The sequence below is a fragment of the Promicromonospora xylanilytica genome (assembly GCF_054782895.1).
The window spans coordinates 289,287-305,189 of record NZ_BAAGRP010000075.1; the positions used below are offsets into that span (position 1 = coordinate 289,287).

18 protein-coding genes are annotated in these 15,903 nt (G+C 72.1%); 7 read left to right on the top strand and 11 right to left on the bottom strand.

Going from position 1 to position 15,903, the window contains the following annotated elements; all coding sequences use genetic code 11:
• The first annotated feature begins 34 nt into the window (after positions 1-34).
• Positions 35-757, top strand: a complete 723-nt coding sequence (locus ACYVK7_RS25400) for an exonuclease domain-containing protein (protein ID WP_460890519.1) — start codon at positions 35-37, stop codon at positions 755-757.
• Positions 758-836: 79 nt separating this feature from the next.
• On the opposite strand, the gene guaB is transcribed toward ACYVK7_RS25400, so the two are convergent.
• On the bottom strand, positions 837-2,351 hold the full coding sequence (guaB, locus tag ACYVK7_RS25405) for an IMP dehydrogenase (protein WP_460890520.1): 1,515 nt from the start codon (positions 2,349-2,351) through the stop codon (positions 837-839).
• Between the two features lie 67 nt (positions 2,352-2,418).
• Complete coding sequence (locus ACYVK7_RS25410) at positions 2,419-3,648, bottom strand: MerR family transcriptional regulator (RefSeq protein WP_460890521.1); 1,230 nt, start codon at positions 3,646-3,648, stop codon at positions 2,419-2,421.
• A 189-nt stretch (positions 3,649-3,837) separates the two neighbouring features.
• Here ACYVK7_RS25410 and ACYVK7_RS25415 point away from each other — a divergent pair, with 189 nt between their 5' ends.
• Positions 3,838-4,125 carry a WhiB family transcriptional regulator gene (locus ACYVK7_RS25415; RefSeq protein ID WP_274993201.1) on the top strand — a complete coding sequence of 96 codons (288 nt, stop codon included), beginning with the start codon at positions 3,838-3,840 and terminating at the stop codon, positions 4,123-4,125.
• Between the two features lie 152 nt (positions 4,126-4,277).
• On the opposite strand, the gene groES is transcribed toward ACYVK7_RS25415, so the two are convergent.
• Positions 4,278-4,574 carry a co-chaperone GroES gene (gene groES, locus ACYVK7_RS25420; RefSeq protein ID WP_253869104.1) on the bottom strand — a complete coding sequence of 99 codons (297 nt, stop codon included), beginning with the start codon at positions 4,572-4,574 and terminating at the stop codon, positions 4,278-4,280.
• Positions 4,575-4,907: 333 nt separating this feature from the next.
• On the opposite strand from groES, the gene ACYVK7_RS25425 reads away from it, so the two are divergent.
• Together ACYVK7_RS25425 and ACYVK7_RS25430 are read left to right on the top strand one after the other, a co-directional pair.
• Positions 4,908-6,176 carry a class I SAM-dependent methyltransferase gene (locus ACYVK7_RS25425; RefSeq protein ID WP_460890522.1) on the top strand — a complete coding sequence of 423 codons (1,269 nt, stop codon included), beginning with the start codon at positions 4,908-4,910 and terminating at the stop codon, positions 6,174-6,176.
• Entirely contained in the window at positions 6,173-7,348 is a 1,176-nt protein-coding gene (locus ACYVK7_RS25430; protein WP_460890523.1) for a glutamate--cysteine ligase, read from the top strand. The genes ACYVK7_RS25425 and ACYVK7_RS25430 overlap by 4 nt, the downstream gene beginning before the upstream one ends.
• Before the next feature lie 11 nt (positions 7,349-7,359).
• Here the strand turns inward: ACYVK7_RS25430 and ACYVK7_RS25435 are convergent, their stop codons facing one another.
• Positions 7,360-7,974 (bottom strand): malonic semialdehyde reductase, encoded by a 615-nt coding sequence (locus ACYVK7_RS25435; RefSeq protein WP_460890524.1) that lies wholly within the window; start codon positions 7,972-7,974, stop codon positions 7,360-7,362.
• Positions 7,975-8,083: 109 nt separating this feature from the next.
• Between ACYVK7_RS25435 and tsaD the strand changes: the two genes are divergently transcribed.
• Both tsaD and ACYVK7_RS25445 read left to right on the top strand, forming a co-directional pair.
• Complete coding sequence (tsaD, locus tag ACYVK7_RS25440) at positions 8,084-9,127, top strand: tRNA (adenosine(37)-N6)-threonylcarbamoyltransferase complex transferase subunit TsaD (protein ID WP_460890525.1); 1,044 nt, start codon at positions 8,084-8,086, stop codon at positions 9,125-9,127.
• A 43-nt stretch (positions 9,128-9,170) separates the two neighbouring features.
• A complete protein-coding gene (locus ACYVK7_RS25445) occupies positions 9,171-9,893 on the top strand; it encodes a hypothetical protein (RefSeq protein ID WP_460890526.1) in 723 nt (240 codons plus the stop codon).
• Positions 9,894-9,917: 24 nt separating this feature from the next.
• Here ACYVK7_RS25445 and ACYVK7_RS25450 read toward each other — a convergent pair whose 3' ends face one another.
• The 6 genes from ACYVK7_RS25450 to ACYVK7_RS25475 all read right to left on the bottom strand — a co-directional run bounded on the left by ACYVK7_RS25450 (position 9,918) and on the right by ACYVK7_RS25475 (position 14,982).
• Positions 9,918-10,775: a sulfurtransferase gene (locus ACYVK7_RS25450; RefSeq protein WP_460890527.1), complete on the bottom strand. Its 858-nt coding sequence runs from the start codon at positions 10,773-10,775 to the stop codon at positions 9,918-9,920.
• Complete coding sequence (rimI, locus tag ACYVK7_RS25455) at positions 10,772-11,317, bottom strand: ribosomal protein S18-alanine N-acetyltransferase (RefSeq protein WP_460890528.1); 546 nt, start codon at positions 11,315-11,317, stop codon at positions 10,772-10,774. The genes ACYVK7_RS25450 and rimI overlap by 4 nt, the downstream gene beginning before the upstream one ends.
• Entirely contained in the window at positions 11,314-12,039 is a 726-nt protein-coding gene (gene tsaB, locus ACYVK7_RS25460) for a tRNA (adenosine(37)-N6)-threonylcarbamoyltransferase complex dimerization subunit type 1 TsaB (RefSeq protein ID WP_460890529.1), read from the bottom strand. The genes rimI and tsaB overlap by 4 nt, the downstream gene beginning before the upstream one ends.
• Before the next feature lie 68 nt (positions 12,040-12,107).
• On the bottom strand, positions 12,108-12,644 hold the full coding sequence (gene tsaE / locus ACYVK7_RS25465) for a tRNA (adenosine(37)-N6)-threonylcarbamoyltransferase complex ATPase subunit type 1 TsaE (RefSeq protein WP_460890624.1): 537 nt from the start codon (positions 12,642-12,644) through the stop codon (positions 12,108-12,110).
• Positions 12,645-12,676: 32 nt separating this feature from the next.
• Complete coding sequence (gene alr / locus ACYVK7_RS25470; RefSeq protein WP_460890530.1) at positions 12,677-13,912, bottom strand: alanine racemase; 1,236 nt, start codon at positions 13,910-13,912, stop codon at positions 12,677-12,679.
• Between the two features lie 56 nt (positions 13,913-13,968).
• Positions 13,969-14,982, bottom strand: a complete 1,014-nt coding sequence (locus ACYVK7_RS25475) for a pseudouridine synthase (protein ID WP_460890531.1) — start codon at positions 14,980-14,982, stop codon at positions 13,969-13,971.
• Positions 14,983-15,060: 78 nt separating this feature from the next.
• Between ACYVK7_RS25475 and ACYVK7_RS25480 the strand changes: the two genes are divergently transcribed.
• Positions 15,061-15,543: a glutathione peroxidase gene (locus ACYVK7_RS25480; RefSeq protein ID WP_460890532.1), complete on the top strand. Its 483-nt coding sequence runs from the start codon at positions 15,061-15,063 to the stop codon at positions 15,541-15,543.
• 39 nt (positions 15,544-15,582) lie between these two features.
• Here ACYVK7_RS25480 and ACYVK7_RS25485 read toward each other — a convergent pair whose 3' ends face one another.
• The gene (locus tag ACYVK7_RS25485) at positions 15,583-15,858 is read right to left on the bottom strand and encodes a hypothetical protein (RefSeq protein WP_460890533.1); all 276 of its coding nucleotides are present in this window, start codon (positions 15,856-15,858) and stop codon (positions 15,583-15,585) included.
• Between the last annotated feature and the right edge of the window lie 45 nt (positions 15,859-15,903).

The window sequence follows — 15,903 nt, forward strand, 5'->3', positions numbered from 1 at the left end:
GGCCACAAAAACCCGGACGAGCAGGGAGGACACCATGAACGAGACCTGGATCGACGGGCCGCTGCTGGGCTTCGACACGGAGACGACGGGGGTGGACGTCGCGGGCGACCGCATCGTCACCGCGGCCCTGGTGCTGCGTACGCCAGGGGTGGGCACGGAGGTCCGCACCTGGCTGATGGACCCGGGGGTGGAGATCCCGGCGGAGGCGTCGGCGATCCACGGCATCTCGACGGAGCACGCACGCACTCACGGCGTCCCGCCGCTGGAGGCGCTCGAGGAGATCGCGGCCGACCTCGCCGGCCATCTGGCCGACGGCGTGCCCGTCGTCGCCTACAACGCGGCCTTCGACCTCTCCCTGCTCGACTCGGAGCTCCTGCGCCACGGGCTCAAGACCCTCCCGCAGCGCCTGGGCCACCCCGTGGAGCCGGTGGTGGACCCGCTCGTCATCGACCGCTGGCTGGACCGGTACCGCGTGGGCAAGCGCCGCCTCGGTGACCTGTCGCAGTGGTACGGAGTCACGTCCGACGGCGACCTGCACACCGCCGAGGTGGACGTCCTCGCCACCCTCGACGTGCTGGAGGCGCTGGCCCGCCGGTTCCCCCAGCTGGCGCGCATGCCCCTGGCCGACCTGCACCAGCAACAGATCGGTGCGCACCGCCAGTGGGCGGTGAGCTTCAACGAGTGGCGCCGCGAGCAGGGTCTGGACGGCCCTGGTGCGTCGGGGGTGTGGCCGGTGCACCGCACGGTGGGCGACTGACCTGTCCGACGCCCGGCAACGTGTCAGACCCACAGGTCACCCGAGTGATCTGTGGGTCTGACAGGTCGAGAACTGGGTATCAGAAGCCGCTGTAGTTCGGCGACTCGACCGTCATCTGCACGTCGTGCGGGTGGCTCTCCTTGAGCGACGCCGACGTGATGCGGATGAACTTGCCGTTAGCCTGCAGCTCCGGGACGGTCCGCGCGCCGGTGTAGAACATGGTCTGGTGCAGTCCGCCGATGAGCTGGTGAGCCACGGTGGCCAGCGGCCCCTTGTAGGCGACCTGACCCTCGATGCCCTCGGGCACGATCTTGTCGTCGCTCGTGACCTCGGCCTGGAAGTACCGGTCCTTGGAGTAGGACTTCTTCCCACGCGAGGACATGGCGCCCATCGAGCCCATGCCGCGGTAGGTCTTGAACTGCTTGCCGTTCACGAGCACGAGGTCGCCCGGCGTCTCCTCGCAGCCCGCGAAGAGCGAGCCCAGCATCACGCTGTCGGCACCGGCCACGATGGCCTTGCCGATCTCACCGGAGTGCTTGAGGCCGCCGTCGGCGATGACCGGCACGCCGGCCGGCTTGCAGGCGAGCGAGGCCTCGTAGACGGCGGTGATCTGCGGTACGCCGACACCGGTCACGACACGGGTGGTGCAGATCGAGCCCGGTCCGACGCCGACCTTCACGGCGTCGGCGCCCGCGTCGACGAACGCCTGCGCACCCTGACGGGTGGCCACGTTCCCGCCGATCACCTGGACGTCCTTGGTGGCCGGGTCGGTCTTGAGCCGCTTGACCATGTCGATCAGCATGCGGACGTTGCCGTGCGCGGTGTCGGCGACGAGCACGTCCACCCCGGCCTCGATCAGCTCGGTGGCCCGCTGCCACGCGTCACCGAAGTAGCCGATCGCGGCACCGACCATGAGTCGGCCCTGGCTGTCCTTGGACGAGTCGGGGAACTGCTCGGACTTCACGAAGTCCTTGACGGTGATGAGCCCGGTGATGCGGCCGTCGGGGTCGATCAGCGGCAGGCGCTCCAGCTTGTGCTTGCGCAGCAGCAGCGTCGCGTCGTCCCGCGATATGGTCGACGGCCCCGTGATCAGGGGCTGTGGCGTCATGACCTCGTCCACCTTGGTGGTGGCCCACTCGGCGACGGGCGTGAAGCGCAGGTCGCGGTTGGTCACCATGCCGATGAGCTTGTTGCCGGCGTCGACCACGGGGAAACCCGAGATCCGGAACTGGCCCGCGAGGGTGTCGAGCTCCTCGAGCGTGGCGTCCGGGCCGATCGTGACGGGGTTGGTGATGATGCCGGTCTGGGTCCGCTTCACGAGGTCGACCTGGTAGGCCTGGTCCTCGATCGAGAGGTTGCGGTGCAGCACACCGAGGCCACCCTGGCGGGCCATGGCGATGGCCATGGCCGACTCGGTGACCGTGTCCATGGCCGCTGACAGCAGCGGGATCTTGAGCGAGATCTCGCGCGTCAGGCGAGACGTCGTGTCGATGTCCGACGGCGCCAGGTCGGAGTAACCCGGCTGCAGCAGGACGTCGTCATAGGTGAGCCCGAGAAACCCGAACGGGTCCGCCGGCGAGGTCTGGTCCGTCATGCAGCAAGTCTACGACCCGAGCGGCCACGCATCCTGGCCAGGCGGACCGGCCCGCCCGAGGCGTGCGTCACCTCGCCTTGATGACGGCCAGCACCTCGTGCAGCAGCCCGGTGAACGAACGGACCCGCTGCACCGTGGGTCCGAACGGCAGGTCCGTCGCGGCGGCGTCCGCCCGCAGGCCCACGAAGATCGGCAGCTCCGGATAGCTCTCGTTCACCGCGTGCACGACGTCGAGGTCCGGCTTGGTCTGCGTGGTGGCCAGCACGACCGCCGTCGGGCGGACCATGGTGACCAGCTCGACCGAGCGGTGGGTGCTCGCCGGGCCGGTGACGATCCGCGCCATCGAGCCCTGCGCGGCGAGCGCCGCGGCGAGCGCGTGCGCGGACAGCGGCACCACCTCGTCGGGCGCGGCGAAGACCAGGACGATCTTGCGCATCCGGCTCGGGTGGTTGGCCGGCGGGCCGCCCGCCTCGACCATCATGCGCTCGAACTCCTCGGTGTAGTGGCGCAGCGCGCGCAGCGCGGCCGTCGCCAGCACCACCTCGGGCATCTCACCGGGGCCGGCGAGGACGGTGCGCTCCGACAGGCGCAGCCACGCCGGCTCCACCAGCTCGGTCCACCACGTGGCCGGGTCTCCCTCGGGACCGAGGGCGAGCAGGTTGTCGCAGGCGGTCCTGCTGTACGCGAGCGCCGCGTCGACCAGCGCGGAGACCCTGCCGGACGTCGGTGCCCGGGACGCCGTCGCCCGCGGGCCGGCCGGCGCGGGGGCGTCGCCGCCGGTCGCGCCGCCGGGCAGCGCCCGCAGGCGGGCTCGACCGCGTGGTTCCTCCCCCGGGTCGCCGTCCGACGACGCGGCGGTCCCGGGATCGCCGGACGTGCCGGCGGCTCCGCCATCGGTCGCGGCCGGTGCCTCGACGGTGCCGAGGAACGTCTCGGCGAACTCGGGTTCCTCGGCGTCCGGGTCGCCCTCGACCTGCACGGCGGGCAGCGCGGGAGCCGTCCGGCTGGCGACCTCGAGCTCGGCCTCCCCTGCCTCGACCGCGGCCCGCGCGGCGTCCACGGGTGCGACACCCTCGAGCGTCAGGCGGCGCATCACGAGGAGCCGTGCGACGTCGTCCGGCGTGTAGCGGCGGTGGGACCCGGCCGTGCGGCCCGATGGTCCGAGCCCGTACCGGCGGTCCCACGTGCGCAGGGTGGCTGGCGCGACCCCGAGGCGTCTGGCTACGGCAGCGACTGCCAGTCCGGGGCTGGATGTACGTGACCCGCCCGAGCTCTGGGCAGGCCGCGAAGAAGTCATGGACTCGATTCTGCCGACCTGGACCTCTCCGCGCCACTGCGAAACCCGGCGTGCCGCCGATCTCGGTGGAATCCAACTCAGAACGGAACAAAACCGGTCAGGCCTGACGCGCTTGCCTGACCCGATTCGACGCACAATCGGAGAAACTGCCCCTTGAACAACTTCTGCACAACTTGTAGGTTGTTCGGCATGACGGAGATCTCGAGGCTTCCCGGTCCGGTGATGGAACTGTGGGAATGGCAGTACCAGGGCTCGTGCCGCGACGCGGACGACACCCTGTTCTTCCACCCCGAGGGCGAGCGCGGGTCGACGCGCCGCAGGCGTGCGGAGGCGGCGAAGGCCATCTGCCGCTCCTGCCCCGTGATGATGCAGTGCCGCGAGCAGTCGCTCCGCGTCCGTGAGCCGTACGGCGTGTGGGGCGGGCTCAGCGAGGACGAGCGCTCGGCCATCCTGGCCGGCAAGTCCGTCTCCGCCTGAACAACTTCTTGGCCCGCCGGCTGGTCGCCCTCCGGTCCTGCAGCAGCGCCGCTGCACGCACCGTCGCCGGACGACCGATTCAGCCCGGGCAGACGAGAGCCCCGCACCGTCCGGTGCGGGGCTCTCGTTCTTCTAGCTGGCGTGGGCTGGGGTCAGCTCACGACCACGGCGAGGACGTCGCGAGCCGAGAGCACCAGGTACTCCTCACCCGCGTACTTGACCTCGGTGCCGCCGTACTTGGAGTAGATCACCTTGTCACCGACAGCGACGTCCAGCGGCACACGGTTGCCGTTGTCGTCGATGCGGCCCTGACCAACGGCCAGAACCTCGCCCTCCTGGGGCTTCTCCTTGGCGGTGTCCGGGATGACCAGGCCGGAAGCGGTCGTGGTCTCGGCTTCGAGAGCCTTGACGACGATCCGGTCCTCGAGCGGCTTGATGGGGACCGACACGTCGGACCTCCTCTTTCGTGAGCGGATCGAGAGATCAGCTGCGTGATGGACGTAAGTGGCTCGAACGTTCGACCGTCCGCCGTCGTCGCGGGTGCCGGCGGGCATGAACGTCTGGGTTCTCCTCCGCGGGCCCGTTGAACGGGGTCCCGTGGCGGTGAACACCCCAAATCTAGGTCGGCGCTAGCACTCGGTCAAGGCGAGTGCCAATCGGGTGGACCTGCTCACATCCCGCGGGGCCACCGCGCCGCCGCTACACCGAAAACTCGCCATCCCGACGAAAAGGTTGCGTCGAGCCGCTCGTCACCGCCAGGCCAAACGTGGAAAGATCTTCCCATGGATGCGGCGATTCTGAGCAAACTGCTCAGCCCCGACGGCTGGGCACTGCTAGGTGCTCTTCCGCCCTACGACGAGCGACACGCCATGAAGACCGTGACGACGCTGCGTGAGAACGGCGTAGCGCCGGACCTCGCGGCGGCCGTCGTGACCCAGTCCAGGCTGCGCGCCAAGGCGCGGACCAAGTTCGGCGACTTCGCCGACGGCATGCTGTTCACGGCGGACGGGCTGGAGCAGGCCACCCGGCTCCTGGTCGCGGCCCTGCACGCCCGGCGCTACCTCGACGCCGGCGTCACCGCGCTCGCCGACCTGACCTGCGGCATCGGCGCGGACTCGCTCGCCTTCGCCGGGACCGGCCTCCGCGTGGTCGCGACCGACCTCGACGAGTGCACCGCCGCCATCGCGCGGTGGAACCTGCGCCACTTCCCCGAGGCGGACGTGCGGCATGCCGACGGGCTCGCGCTCGACCTGCGCGCCGAGGGTGTCGAGGGTGTCTACGCCGACCCGGCACGCCGGGTGAGCGGCGGCTCGGGCGCACGGAGCCGCCGGGTGTTCGACCCCCGGGCCTACGAGCCGCCGCTCGACGCTGTCTGGGCCCTGCGCGAGACGGTGGCCGCGGTCGGCATCAAGGTCGGCCCGGGCATCCCGCACGAGGGGCTGCCCGACGACGCGGAGACCCAGTGGGTCTCCGTGGGCGGCGACGTGGTCGAGGCGGGGATCTGGTTCGGCCCGCTCGCGCTCGACGGCCCAGGCCGTTCAGCGCTCGTGCTGCGCACGTTCACCGACGACGACGGGAAGGACCACACCCTGAGCCGCACGGTACGGGGCTCCGACGTCGTACCGGACGTGGGCGAGGTGGGTCAGTACCTCTACGAACCCGACGGGGCGGTCATCCGTGCCGGCCTCGTCGGCCAGGCGGCGGCAGAGCTGGGCGGGCGGCTCGTCGACCCGACCATCGCCTACGTCACCACCGACAGCCCCGCCGAGCTGCCGCCGTCGCGCCCCACGGACTCCGTCGGCGCCCAGGCCCCGATCGCCACCGGCTACCGGGTGCTCGACACGATGCCGTTCGGCCTGAAGCGGCTCAAGTCCTACCTGCGGGCGCGAGACGTCGGCCGCATCACGATCAAGAAGCGAGGCACCGCCGTGGTGCCTGAACAACTTCGCAAGCAGCTCGTGCTCACCGGTACCGAGGAGGCGACGATCGTGCTCACACGCGTGGCAGGTAACCAACAGATACTGCTCGTCGAACCGCTGGGACCCGTATGAGCTCGCCGGCGCGGCTCGGTTTCGGCGCGTCCCCACGCTCCACCGTGGGCCTCGAGTGGGAGATCGGTCTGGTCGACTCCAGCACCGCCGACCTCTCCCAGGCCGGACCAGCCGTGCTCGAGGCCCTGGCGCACGACGTCGAGGAGCCTCGGCCCGGATCGTCGGGCTACGCCCCGCACGTGACCGGCGAGTTCATGAAGAACACGGTCGAGCTGGTCACCGGCGTGTGCCGCACCGTCGCGGGCGCGGGCGCGGACCTGAGCCACGCCCTCGACCGCGTCCGGACGGCGACCGACCGGCTCGGCCTCGACCTCATGGGGGGCGGGACGCATCCGTTCGCCCGGGCCGCCGACCAGGAGGTCGGCGACAAGGAGCGCTACAACCGCATCATGGAGCGCACGGGGATCTGGGGCGCCCAGCTGATCATCTGGGGGCTGCACGTCCACGTCGGCATCGAGCACCGCGACAAGGCGCTCCCGCTGATGCGCGCGATGCTGACCTACTTTCCGCACCTGCAGGCGCTGTCGGCCGGGTCGCCCTACTGGGCGGGCGAGCACACGGGCTACGCGTCCAACCGGTCGCTCCTGTTCCAGCAGATCCCCAGCTCCGGCCTGCCGGTCGCGTTCGAGACCTGGCAGGAGCTCGAGGCGTACGCGGGCGACATGGTCCACGTCGGCGCGGTCGAGGCCTTCAACGAGGTGCACTGGGACGTGCGGCCGTCGCCGACCTTCGGCACGCTGGAGGTGCGGGTGTGCGACGGTCCGACCAACCTGTCGGAGGCGCTCACCCTGGCCGCCGTCGTGCACTGCCTCGTCGAGCACCTGTCCACGCAGCTGGACCAGGGCCGTGCCCTGCCGGTGCTGCCGCCCTGGTTCGTCCAGGAGAACAAGTTCCGCTCGGCGCGCTACGGCCTCGACGCGACGGTGATCCTCGACGCCGAGGGGAACCAGGGGCCGGTCGTCGACGCCATCGCCAAGCTGCTGGTCGAGCTGGAACCCGTCGCGCACCGGCTCGGCTGCGCGGCGGAGCTCGCCGGGGTCCGGGACATCGTCCGCTCGGGGGCGTCCTACCGCCGGCAGCAGGCGGTCGCCGCGGCGCACGGTGGCGACCTGGTGCCGGTCGTCCGGGCGATGGTGGAGGAGATGCGCCAGGGCCACCCCCTGCCCGCGTGACCCGGCCGGGCTCAGATGGTGGTGGCGACGTCCGAGAACGACAGGCGCGGGGCGCGCGGGCGCGTCGTGTCCGCGCCCTCCGCCGCGCTCACGTTGACCACGAGGAAGCCCTTCCAGCAGTTCTCGCCGAAGAACTCGGCGTCGATGCCGTCGTAGGCCCCGTGCATCGGGCCGGCGGCCAGACCCGCGGCACGCAGGCCGACGAGCAGGTAGCCGGCCTGCAGCAGGGCGTTGGTACGTGCGGCGTCGGCGCGCGCTGCGTCGTCGCCCGCGAAGATCTCGCGTGCGCCCGGCATGTGCGGGACCAGCACGTCGAGGCGCTCGTGGAACTCGGGGTCGTAGGCGAGCACCAGGGTGACCGGCGCGTTCGCCACGCGTTCCTGGTTGCCCTCCGGCATGTTGGCCACGAGCCGCTGCCGCGCCTCCGGGGTACGGACGACCAGCACGCGCAGCGGGCTGACGTTCATCGCGGTGGGGCCCCACTTGATGAGGTCGTAGACGGCGGCGAGCTGTTCGTCGGTCACGTCCGACTCGGCGAACGTCGTCACGGTGCGCGCCGTGCGGAAGAGCCGGTCGGCGGTCACGTCGTCGATGGCGAGGCCGACGGCCTCGAGCGTCTCAGTCATGCCCCCTGCAACACGATCGCCCCCAGCGATCGTTCCAGATTCAACTATGAGACCTGCCACAGGCCGGCCCGCATCCGTCGTACCGTCCCGACCAACTAGGCTGGAGCCCATGGCAGAACCCCTGGTCCTCGGTATCGAGACCTCCTGCGACGAGACCGGAGTCGCACTGGTCCGCGGAAACGAGCTGCTGGTCGACGCGGTCGCCAGCTCGATGGAAGAGCACGCGCGCTACGGTGGGATCATCCCCGAGGTCGCCAGCCGTGCCCACCTCGAGGCGATGATCCCCACGATCCAGCGTGCGCTCGGCGAGGCCGACGTCGACCTGTCCGAGGTCGACGCCGTGGCCGTCACCGCGGGGCCCGGCCTCGTGGGGCCGCTCACCATCGGGGCGTCCGCCGCCAAGGCACTGTCGATCGGGCTGAACAAGCCGCTGTACGGGGTGAACCACGTGATCGGTCACGCGTGCGTGGACCAGCTCGTGGACGGACCCCTGCCGGAGCGGGCGATGGCGCTCGTGGTGAGCGGCGGTCACAGCTCCCTGCTGATGGTGAACGACATCGCGACCGACGTGACGGAGCTCGGCTCCACCCTCGACGACGCCGCGGGAGAGGCCTTCGACAAGGTCGGCCGCCTGCTGGGCCTCCCCTACCCCGGCGGCCCGCACATCGACCGGCTCGCCCGTGAGGGCGACCCGACGGCCATCCGGTTCCCGCGCGGCCTCACCGCGGCGAAGGACCAGGCCAAGCACGCCTACGACTTCTCCTTCTCGGGACTCAAGACGGCCGTGGCGCGCTGGGTCGAGGCGCGCACCGACGCCGGGCAGACGATCCCGGTGAACGATGTCGCCGCGTCGTTCGCCGAGGCCGTCGCCGACGTGCTCACCGCCAAGACGATCGCCGCGTGCCACAGGCACGGCGTCGACACGCTGGTGATCGGCGGCGGGTTCTCGGCGAACAGCCAGCTGCGCGAGATGGCGGCCAAGCGGTGCGCCGAGGCCGGGATCGACCTACGCATCCCGCCGATCCGGTACTGCACCGACAACGGCGCGATGATCGCGGCGCTGGGCTCCGCCGTCGTACGTGCCGGGGTCGCCCCGAGCAACCTGGACATCCCGGTGGACTCGTCGATGCCGCTCACCACGATCACCGTCTGAGCGGCGTTCCCTCGCACCCGCCGAGGGCTCTACGCTGCCTCCCGTGCCTGCGAGAGCGCTGGAGAAGCTCGAGGCGGTCCCCGTCATCGAGACGGCCCACCGCCTGTGCGAACGCATCGGCGCCCGGTTCCCCGGCCGCGGTATCCAGCGGGTGGCGCAGGAGCTCGCCGCGCTGACCGAGCAGGTGGCCGACACCTCGGCGGGGACGCGACGGCGCAGCCGCCTCGTCCGGGCCGGGTCCCGCACCCTGATCGGCGTGGTGGTCCTGGTCGCGCTGGTGGCGTTCGGGTTCGCCGTCGAGGCGGCGTTCACCGAGGCGCCGGACAACGGGCTGGACTGGCTCCCGCTCATCGAGAGCGCGGTCAACGACCTGGTCTTCGTCGCGATCGCGGTCGTGGTGCTGCACTCCGTCCCTGAGCGCGTCCAGCGCACCGACCTGCTGGCCAAGCTGCACCGCCTGCGGTCGCTCGCGCACATCATCGACATGCACCAGCTCACCAAGGAGCCCGAGAGCCTGCGGGACGCGTTCGCGAGCAGCGGCGACGGCAATGACGTCGACCTCACGCCGGAACAGATCGAGTACTACCTGGAGTACTGCACCGAGCTGCTCTCCATCGTGGGCAAGGCGGCGGCCCTGTGCGCCGAGGAGTCGCAGGACGAGATCGTGCTGAGCACGGTGTCCACCATCGAGACGCTCACCATGAGCATGTCCCGCAAGGTGTGGCAGAAGATCACCGTGCTCAGCGAGCAGCGCGCCGTGCCATGAGCCCGGCCGGCGCGCCGGACCCGCTCACGCCCCGGTCGCGACCTCGCGCGCCGGGTCGTTCGACCACTGCGACCAGGATCCCGGGTACAGGGCGGCGTCCACACCCGCCACGGCGAGCGCGGCCACCTCGTGCGACGCGGTGACCCCCGAACCGCAGTACACACCGGTCGAGCCGGTCGAGACCCCCAGGTCCGCGAACCGGCGCCGCAGGTCGGCCGTCGACAGGAACCTGCCGTCCGCCGCCAGGTTGTCGGTGGTCGGCGCGCTGGCCGCCCCGGGGATGTGGCCGGCCCGCGGGTCCACCGGCTCCACCTCGCCGCGGTAGCGCTCGGCGGCACGGGCGTCGAGGAGCACGCCCTCGCCGTCGGCCAGGGCCGCGGCCTCGTCGGCGTCCAGCACGGGCATGCCACCCGGCCGCACGACGACGTCGCCCGGCTCGGGCGTCACGTCCCCGGTCTCCGTAGCGTGCCCCGCCGCGGTCCAGGCGGCGAGCCCGCCGTCGAGGATGCGCACCTGCTCCACGCCGAAGTAGCGCAGCAGCCACCACGCCCGCGCGGCGGAGGTGCCGCCCACGGAGTCGTAGACCACGACGCGAGAGCCCGTCGAGACGCCCCAGCGGCGTGCGGCCTCCTGGAACGCCGACGTCGACGGCAGCGGGTGGCGCCCGGCGGACGGCGCGGCCGCAGCGGCGAGCTCCGTCTCCAGGTCCACGTACACGGCACCGGGAAGGTGGCCCGCACGGTACTGGTCGTGACCGTCGGTCATGCCGAGCGCCCAGCGGACGTCGAGCACGACGGGCCGCCCCTCGGCCGGGTCGGCTCCCCCGCCGACCCGCAGGTCGGCCGCCAGCGTGGTCGCGTCGACCAGCACTCGTTCCCTCACGCCGCGTCCCCCGCCTCGTCGTCCGGGTCGTCCGGGGTGGCCGGCGCGTCCTCGACCGCCTCCGCGGCAGCGGCCAGGTCGAGCCGCATCGTGAACGCGTCGATGTTCTCCGGCTGGTAGTACCGCTTGCGCACGCCGAGCACCTCGAACCCGAGCTCCCGGTACATCTCGATCGCCGCGGCGTTGTCGACCCGCACCTCCAGCAGCACCGCGCCTGCCTTGACCTTGCGCGAGCGCTCGATCAGCGCGGCCATGAGCTGCCTGCCCACACCGTGCCGCTGGACGGCAGGGTCCACGCCGATCGTCATGATCTGCGTGACGTCGCCGTCGAACCACAGGCCCGCGTAGCCCACGACGGGCTGCTCGCCGGCCCGGTCGAGCCGCTCCGGCTCCGCCACGATGTACCAGCGGCCGAGCCCCGCGAGCTCGTCGGCGAGCATCCCGTACGTCCAGGAGCCCCTGCCGAAGAGCTGCCGCTCCAGCTCCAGCACGCGGTCGAAGTCGGCGTTGCGCAGCGGACGGATCCGCACCTCGGTGATCACGCGACACCCCCGGTCGCCCGTGCCGGTTCGTGCACGTCCGGCCGCCGGAGGTACAGCGGCTCGGACGGCTGCTCCTCGCCGGCGGCGCGGCGGACGAGCGCCAGCCGGGCCAGCACCGTCGCGTCGGGCACCAGCGGCGCGTCTTCGGCGACGGGCAGGAACTCGGGGTAGAGCATCGCACCCTCGCCGATCACCACCGGCAGCGGCCCGCCCTCGGTCTCGGACGGGACGAGCTGCGCCTGCGCGACGAACCCCGCCCGGTCGACGTCGGGTCCCGCGAGCCGCTCCGCGACGGGGAAACCGTGGGGCCCCTCGAGCGCGACCACCCGGTACCGCGCCCAGTAGACCTCCTTGCGGCGCGCGTCGGACGTCGCGAGGATCTCCGTGCCCGGCCTGAGCCCGAGGTCGCTGATGGCCTGCACGGCCATCGCGTCGAGGCTCGGCACCCCGAGCACCGGGATGCCGAGGGTGAGCGCGAGCGTGCGCGCGGTGACCAGACCGACACGCAGACCGGTGAACGGGGCAGGCCCCGTTCCGGCGACGACGGCGGTCAAACCGCCGGGCTCGATCCCCGCCTCGGCGAGGACCTCCTCGATGAGGGGTGCGAGGGACTCGGCGTGCCGGCGACGCTCGTCCGAGGCACGGGACGCGAGGCGCGCGCCGGCATCGTCGACGAGGGAGACGGCGACTGCTGCTGAGGTATCGAGAGCAAGAACGGCCACACGACCAGGGTATTACGCCGGCCGCCGCCCCCCGGCCGGTCGGCGCCGGATCCTGCGCGGTCGCGGCCTCAGCCGAGCAGACCACCCAGGTCGACGCCGGCCCAGCGCTGGCCGACGGCGCGGATCCTCGCCTTGCGGGTCCCGGCCTCCGGGTCCTCCTCCGTGGCCACCCCCGGGTCGAACGACGGCGCGCCGCGCGGGCGCTCCAGGTCGATCTCCAGCCGGTCGTCGGCGAGCGCCTCCGCCAGGCCGCGACCCCACTCGACGACGGTGACGGAGTCGTCGAGGGACGAGTCGAGGTCGAGCGCGTCGAGCTCACCCAGCCCACCGAGCCGGTAGGCGTCGACGTGCACGAGGCCGGGGCCGCGCGTCCCGTCGGCGCGGGGCAGCGCCGGGTGCTCGCGCGCCACGATGAACGTGGGCGACGCGACCTGGCCACGGATGTTGAGCGCCGCGCCGATCCCCTGGGTCAGGGTCGTCTTTCCGGCGCCGAGGTCCCCCGTGAGGATCACCAGGTCCCCGGCGCGCAGCTCCTCGGCGAGGGCGGCGCCCAGCGCGCGCGTCGTCTCGGCGTCGGGCAGCTCCAGCGTCACTACCTCGGACATCGCGATGTCGCCCCGTTCTCCTGCTGCCCCGCTCACGCGGTCTCCCTTCCTGCCGTACCCGCGTACACGCGCGGCACGCGCGCGCCGAGGCGCGTCACGATCTCGTAGCTGATGGTTCCTGCCGCCTGTGCCCAGTCCTCGGCGTTGGGCGCTCCGGCACGGGCGAGCCCGTCCGACGCGCCGAACAGCGTGACCACGTCACCGGCCTGCTCCGGTGCGTACGGGCCGAGGTCGAGCACCACCTGGTCCATGCACACCCGTCCGGCGACCCGCAGCACGCGGGCGGCGCCGAGGCCCGCATCGGGTGCCGCGACGTCGTCCACGCCGCCGCCCACCAGGACGGGGCCGCCCGGGCCGAGCGTGCCGCCCGACGCGTGCCGCGGTATGCCGTCGCCGTACCCGAGCGGGATCACGCCGAGCACGGTGTCCTGCGTGGTCGTGTAGAAGTGGCCGTACGAGACGCCGTGGCCCGCGGCCACCCGTTTGACCGTGGCGAGCCGGGCCTCCAGCGTCATCGCGGGACGCAGCCCGTAGTCGCCCGGAGCGCCCAGGTGCGGGACGGGCGAGAGCCCGTAGACCGCGATCCCCGGACGGACCAGGTCGTAGTGCGCGGCCGGGTTGGTGAGGGTCGCCGCGGAGTTGGCGATGTGCCGCACCTCGAGGGGCATCCCGGCTGCCTCGACGACGCGGACCGCGTCCTCGAAGGCGTGGGTCTGCATCTTCACCGACGGGTCGTCGGGCTCGTCCGCGAGCGCGAAGTGCGACATGAGCCCGACGACGGTGAGCGCGCCGTCCGCCTGGAGCGTCGAGGCCCGGTCGAGGACCGCGGGCAGGTCCTCCGGGGTGATCCCGTTGCGGCCCAGCCCGGTGTCGACCTTGAGGTGCACGCGTGCGGCCCGGCCGGCGGCGCGGGCGCCGTCGGCCACCTCGTCCAGCGCCCAGGGTGCCGCGACGGCGATGTCCACGTCGTTCCCGACCAGGTCGGCGAACGGTGCGCCGGGCGCGTAGAGCCAGGTCAGGACGCGGGGCTCCGGGCCGACGGCGGCGCGGACGGCCAGCGCCTCGCTGCCGTGCGCCGTGCCGAGCCAGGTGGCACCGCCCGCGAGCGCCGCCCGTGCGGCGGGTGCCAGGCCGTGGCCGTACGCGTCGGCCTTGACGACGGCCATGACCTGCGCGGTCGACGCGGTCGACCGCAGGGCGCGCACGTTGTCGCGGATCGCGTCCAGGTCGACGACCGCGCGGGCGGGATAGTCGCGGATGGTGCTCATCGCACCGATTCTTGCACCTGTCCGACCGCGGTGGACGTGTCAGACGCACAGGTCACTCAGGTGACCTGTGCGTCTGACACGTCCGGGGGTGTCCGACTGGCCCATTCGCTGAGCGTGCGCCGCGACTCGAAGCGGCGCGGGCGCCCGGACAGCGGGTCGGTGAGCTCGAGGGACCGGGCCAGGAGCTGCAGGGGGCGGTCGAAGTCGTCGGGGTCGGTGTCGCGGAGCTCCGGCCAGAACGGGTCGTGCAGGATCGGCAGCCCGAGCGACGCCATGTGCAGGCGGAGCTGGTGGGTCTTGCCGGTGCGGGGTTCCAGGCGGTAGAGGCCGAGGCCTCGTGCGGGGTCGGCGGCGGTGCGCGTGACCAGCGACTCGGCGTTCGGTTCGCCGGGTACCTCCTCCGCGCGGGTGACGCCGCGCCGCTTCACGATGCGGCTGCGGAGGGTGACGGGCTCGCCCGCGGCGACCCGGGCGGCGTCGGGCACGGCGGCGTCCGGTGCCGCGAGCGGCGCCACCGCCTCGTAGACCTTGCGCACCTCGCGGCGGGCGAACGCCTCCTGGTACGCGCCGCGTACCTCGGGGCGCACGGTGAGGACGAGCACGCCGGCCGTCCCGCGGTCGAGCCGGTGCGCCGGGGAGAGCTCCGGCAGGTCGAGGGCCACCCGCAGGCGCACGAGGGCGGTCTGCCGTACCCAGCGGCCGCGCGGCATCGTGGCGAGGAAGTGGGGCTTGTCCACGACCAGCAGGTCCTTGTCGCGGTGCAGCACCTCGGGCTCGAACGGGATCGTGTCCTCGTGGGTGGGCGGGTCGCGGTACAGGTAGAGGAACCCGCGCGGCTCGTACGGCGTGCTCGGGGTGAGGGGCTCACCGTGGCCGGTGACGACCTCGCCGAGGGCGACCTTCTCGAGCAGGCGTGCCGCGTCGTCGCGGAACCGGTCCAGGAGGTAGTCGAGCGCGTGGGGGAACCGCGCGACCGCCTCGGCGTCGTGCGGCAGAACGAGCCGGGTGGGGTTCAGGCCGTCCCGCACGGGCAGCGGGGGGCGATGCTTCGCGGGGCCGGGCGTACGCACGTCGTCAACCTAACCGACACGCGCGCTACCGGTGGCCGGAGGGTTCCACCGGGTGGGCAACAGGTGGAGGATGGAGCGGTGACCCTCTACGACATCCCCTTCCACACGATGGACGGCACCGAGATCTCGCTGGCCGAGCACAAGGACGACGTCGCGCTCGTGGTGAACGTGGCCTCGCGGTGCGGCCTGGCGCCCCAGTACGAGACCCTGGAGAAGCTGCAGAAGAAGTACCAGGACCGTGGCTTCACGGTCCTGGGCTTTCCCAGCAACCAGTTCCTGCAGGAGCTGAGCTCGAACGAGAAGATCGCCGAGTTCTGCTCCATGACGTACGGCGTCACGTTCCCCGTGCTCGACAAGGTCAGGCTGAACGGCCGGCACGCTCACCCGCTCTACGAAGAGCTGAAGAAGACGGAGGACGCGGGGGGCCACTCGGGCAAGATCCGCTGGAACTTCGAGAAGTTCCTGGTCCTGCCCGGCGGTGACGTGCGCAGGTACTCGCCGAGGACGGTGCCGGACGATCCGGCCATCGTCGACGAGATCGAGGCGCACCTCCCGCGCTGAGGCCGCGCGGGGGACGGCCGTCCGGGGGCGGCCACCGGCTCAGCTGTCTCCGGCCGCCAGCGTGAGCCGCATCGCGACCGGCACCACGTCCGAGGCGTCACCCAGCCAGCCGACCCAGACCCTGGTCAGGCCCAGCTCCCGGTCGGGGTCCGGCTCCTCGGCGACGAGCTGGTGCTTGCGCACGAGCGGCAGGGCCGTGAGCTCGCTGACGGTCAGAATGTCGATGACCAGCACGTCCACCCGGTCAAGGCCGAACGCGAGCCAGTCCTGACTGACGCGCAACGAGAGCGTGTCGAGTGTTGAGAGGCGGGACATCACTGCACTGAACGCTGTATCTGTCATGCAGCCTTGACGCTCGAA

Coding starts and splice junctions, on each gene's coding strand:
- ACYVK7_RS25400 (WP_460890519.1), top strand. CDS start 35: ATGAACGAGACCTGGATCGACGGGCCGCTGCTGGGCTTCGACACGGAG.
- ACYVK7_RS25415 (WP_274993201.1), top strand. CDS start 3,838: ATGACGGAGATCTCGAGGCTTCCCGGTCCGGTGATGGAACTGTGGGAA.
- alr (WP_460890530.1), bottom strand. CDS start 13,912: ATGAGCACCATCCGCGACTATCCCGCCCGCGCGGTCGTCGACCTGGAC.
- ACYVK7_RS25485 (WP_460890533.1), bottom strand. CDS start 15,858: ATGTCCCGCCTCTCAACACTCGACACGCTCTCGTTGCGCGTCAGTCAG.
- guaB (WP_460890520.1), bottom strand. CDS start 2,351: ATGACGGACCAGACCTCGCCGGCGGACCCGTTCGGGTTTCTCGGGCTC.
- ACYVK7_RS25435 (WP_460890524.1), bottom strand. CDS start 7,974: ATGACTGAGACGCTCGAGGCCGTCGGCCTCGCCATCGACGACGTGACC.
- ACYVK7_RS25430 (WP_460890523.1), top strand. CDS start 6,173: ATGAGCTCGCCGGCGCGGCTCGGTTTCGGCGCGTCCCCACGCTCCACC.
- ACYVK7_RS25425 (WP_460890522.1), top strand. CDS start 4,908: ATGGATGCGGCGATTCTGAGCAAACTGCTCAGCCCCGACGGCTGGGCA.
- ACYVK7_RS25410 (WP_460890521.1), bottom strand. CDS start 3,648: ATGACTTCTTCGCGGCCTGCCCAGAGCTCGGGCGGGTCACGTACATCC.
- tsaE (WP_460890624.1), bottom strand. CDS start 12,644: ATGTCCGAGGTAGTGACGCTGGAGCTGCCCGACGCCGAGACGACGCGC.
- tsaD (WP_460890525.1), top strand. CDS start 8,084: ATGGCAGAACCCCTGGTCCTCGGTATCGAGACCTCCTGCGACGAGACC.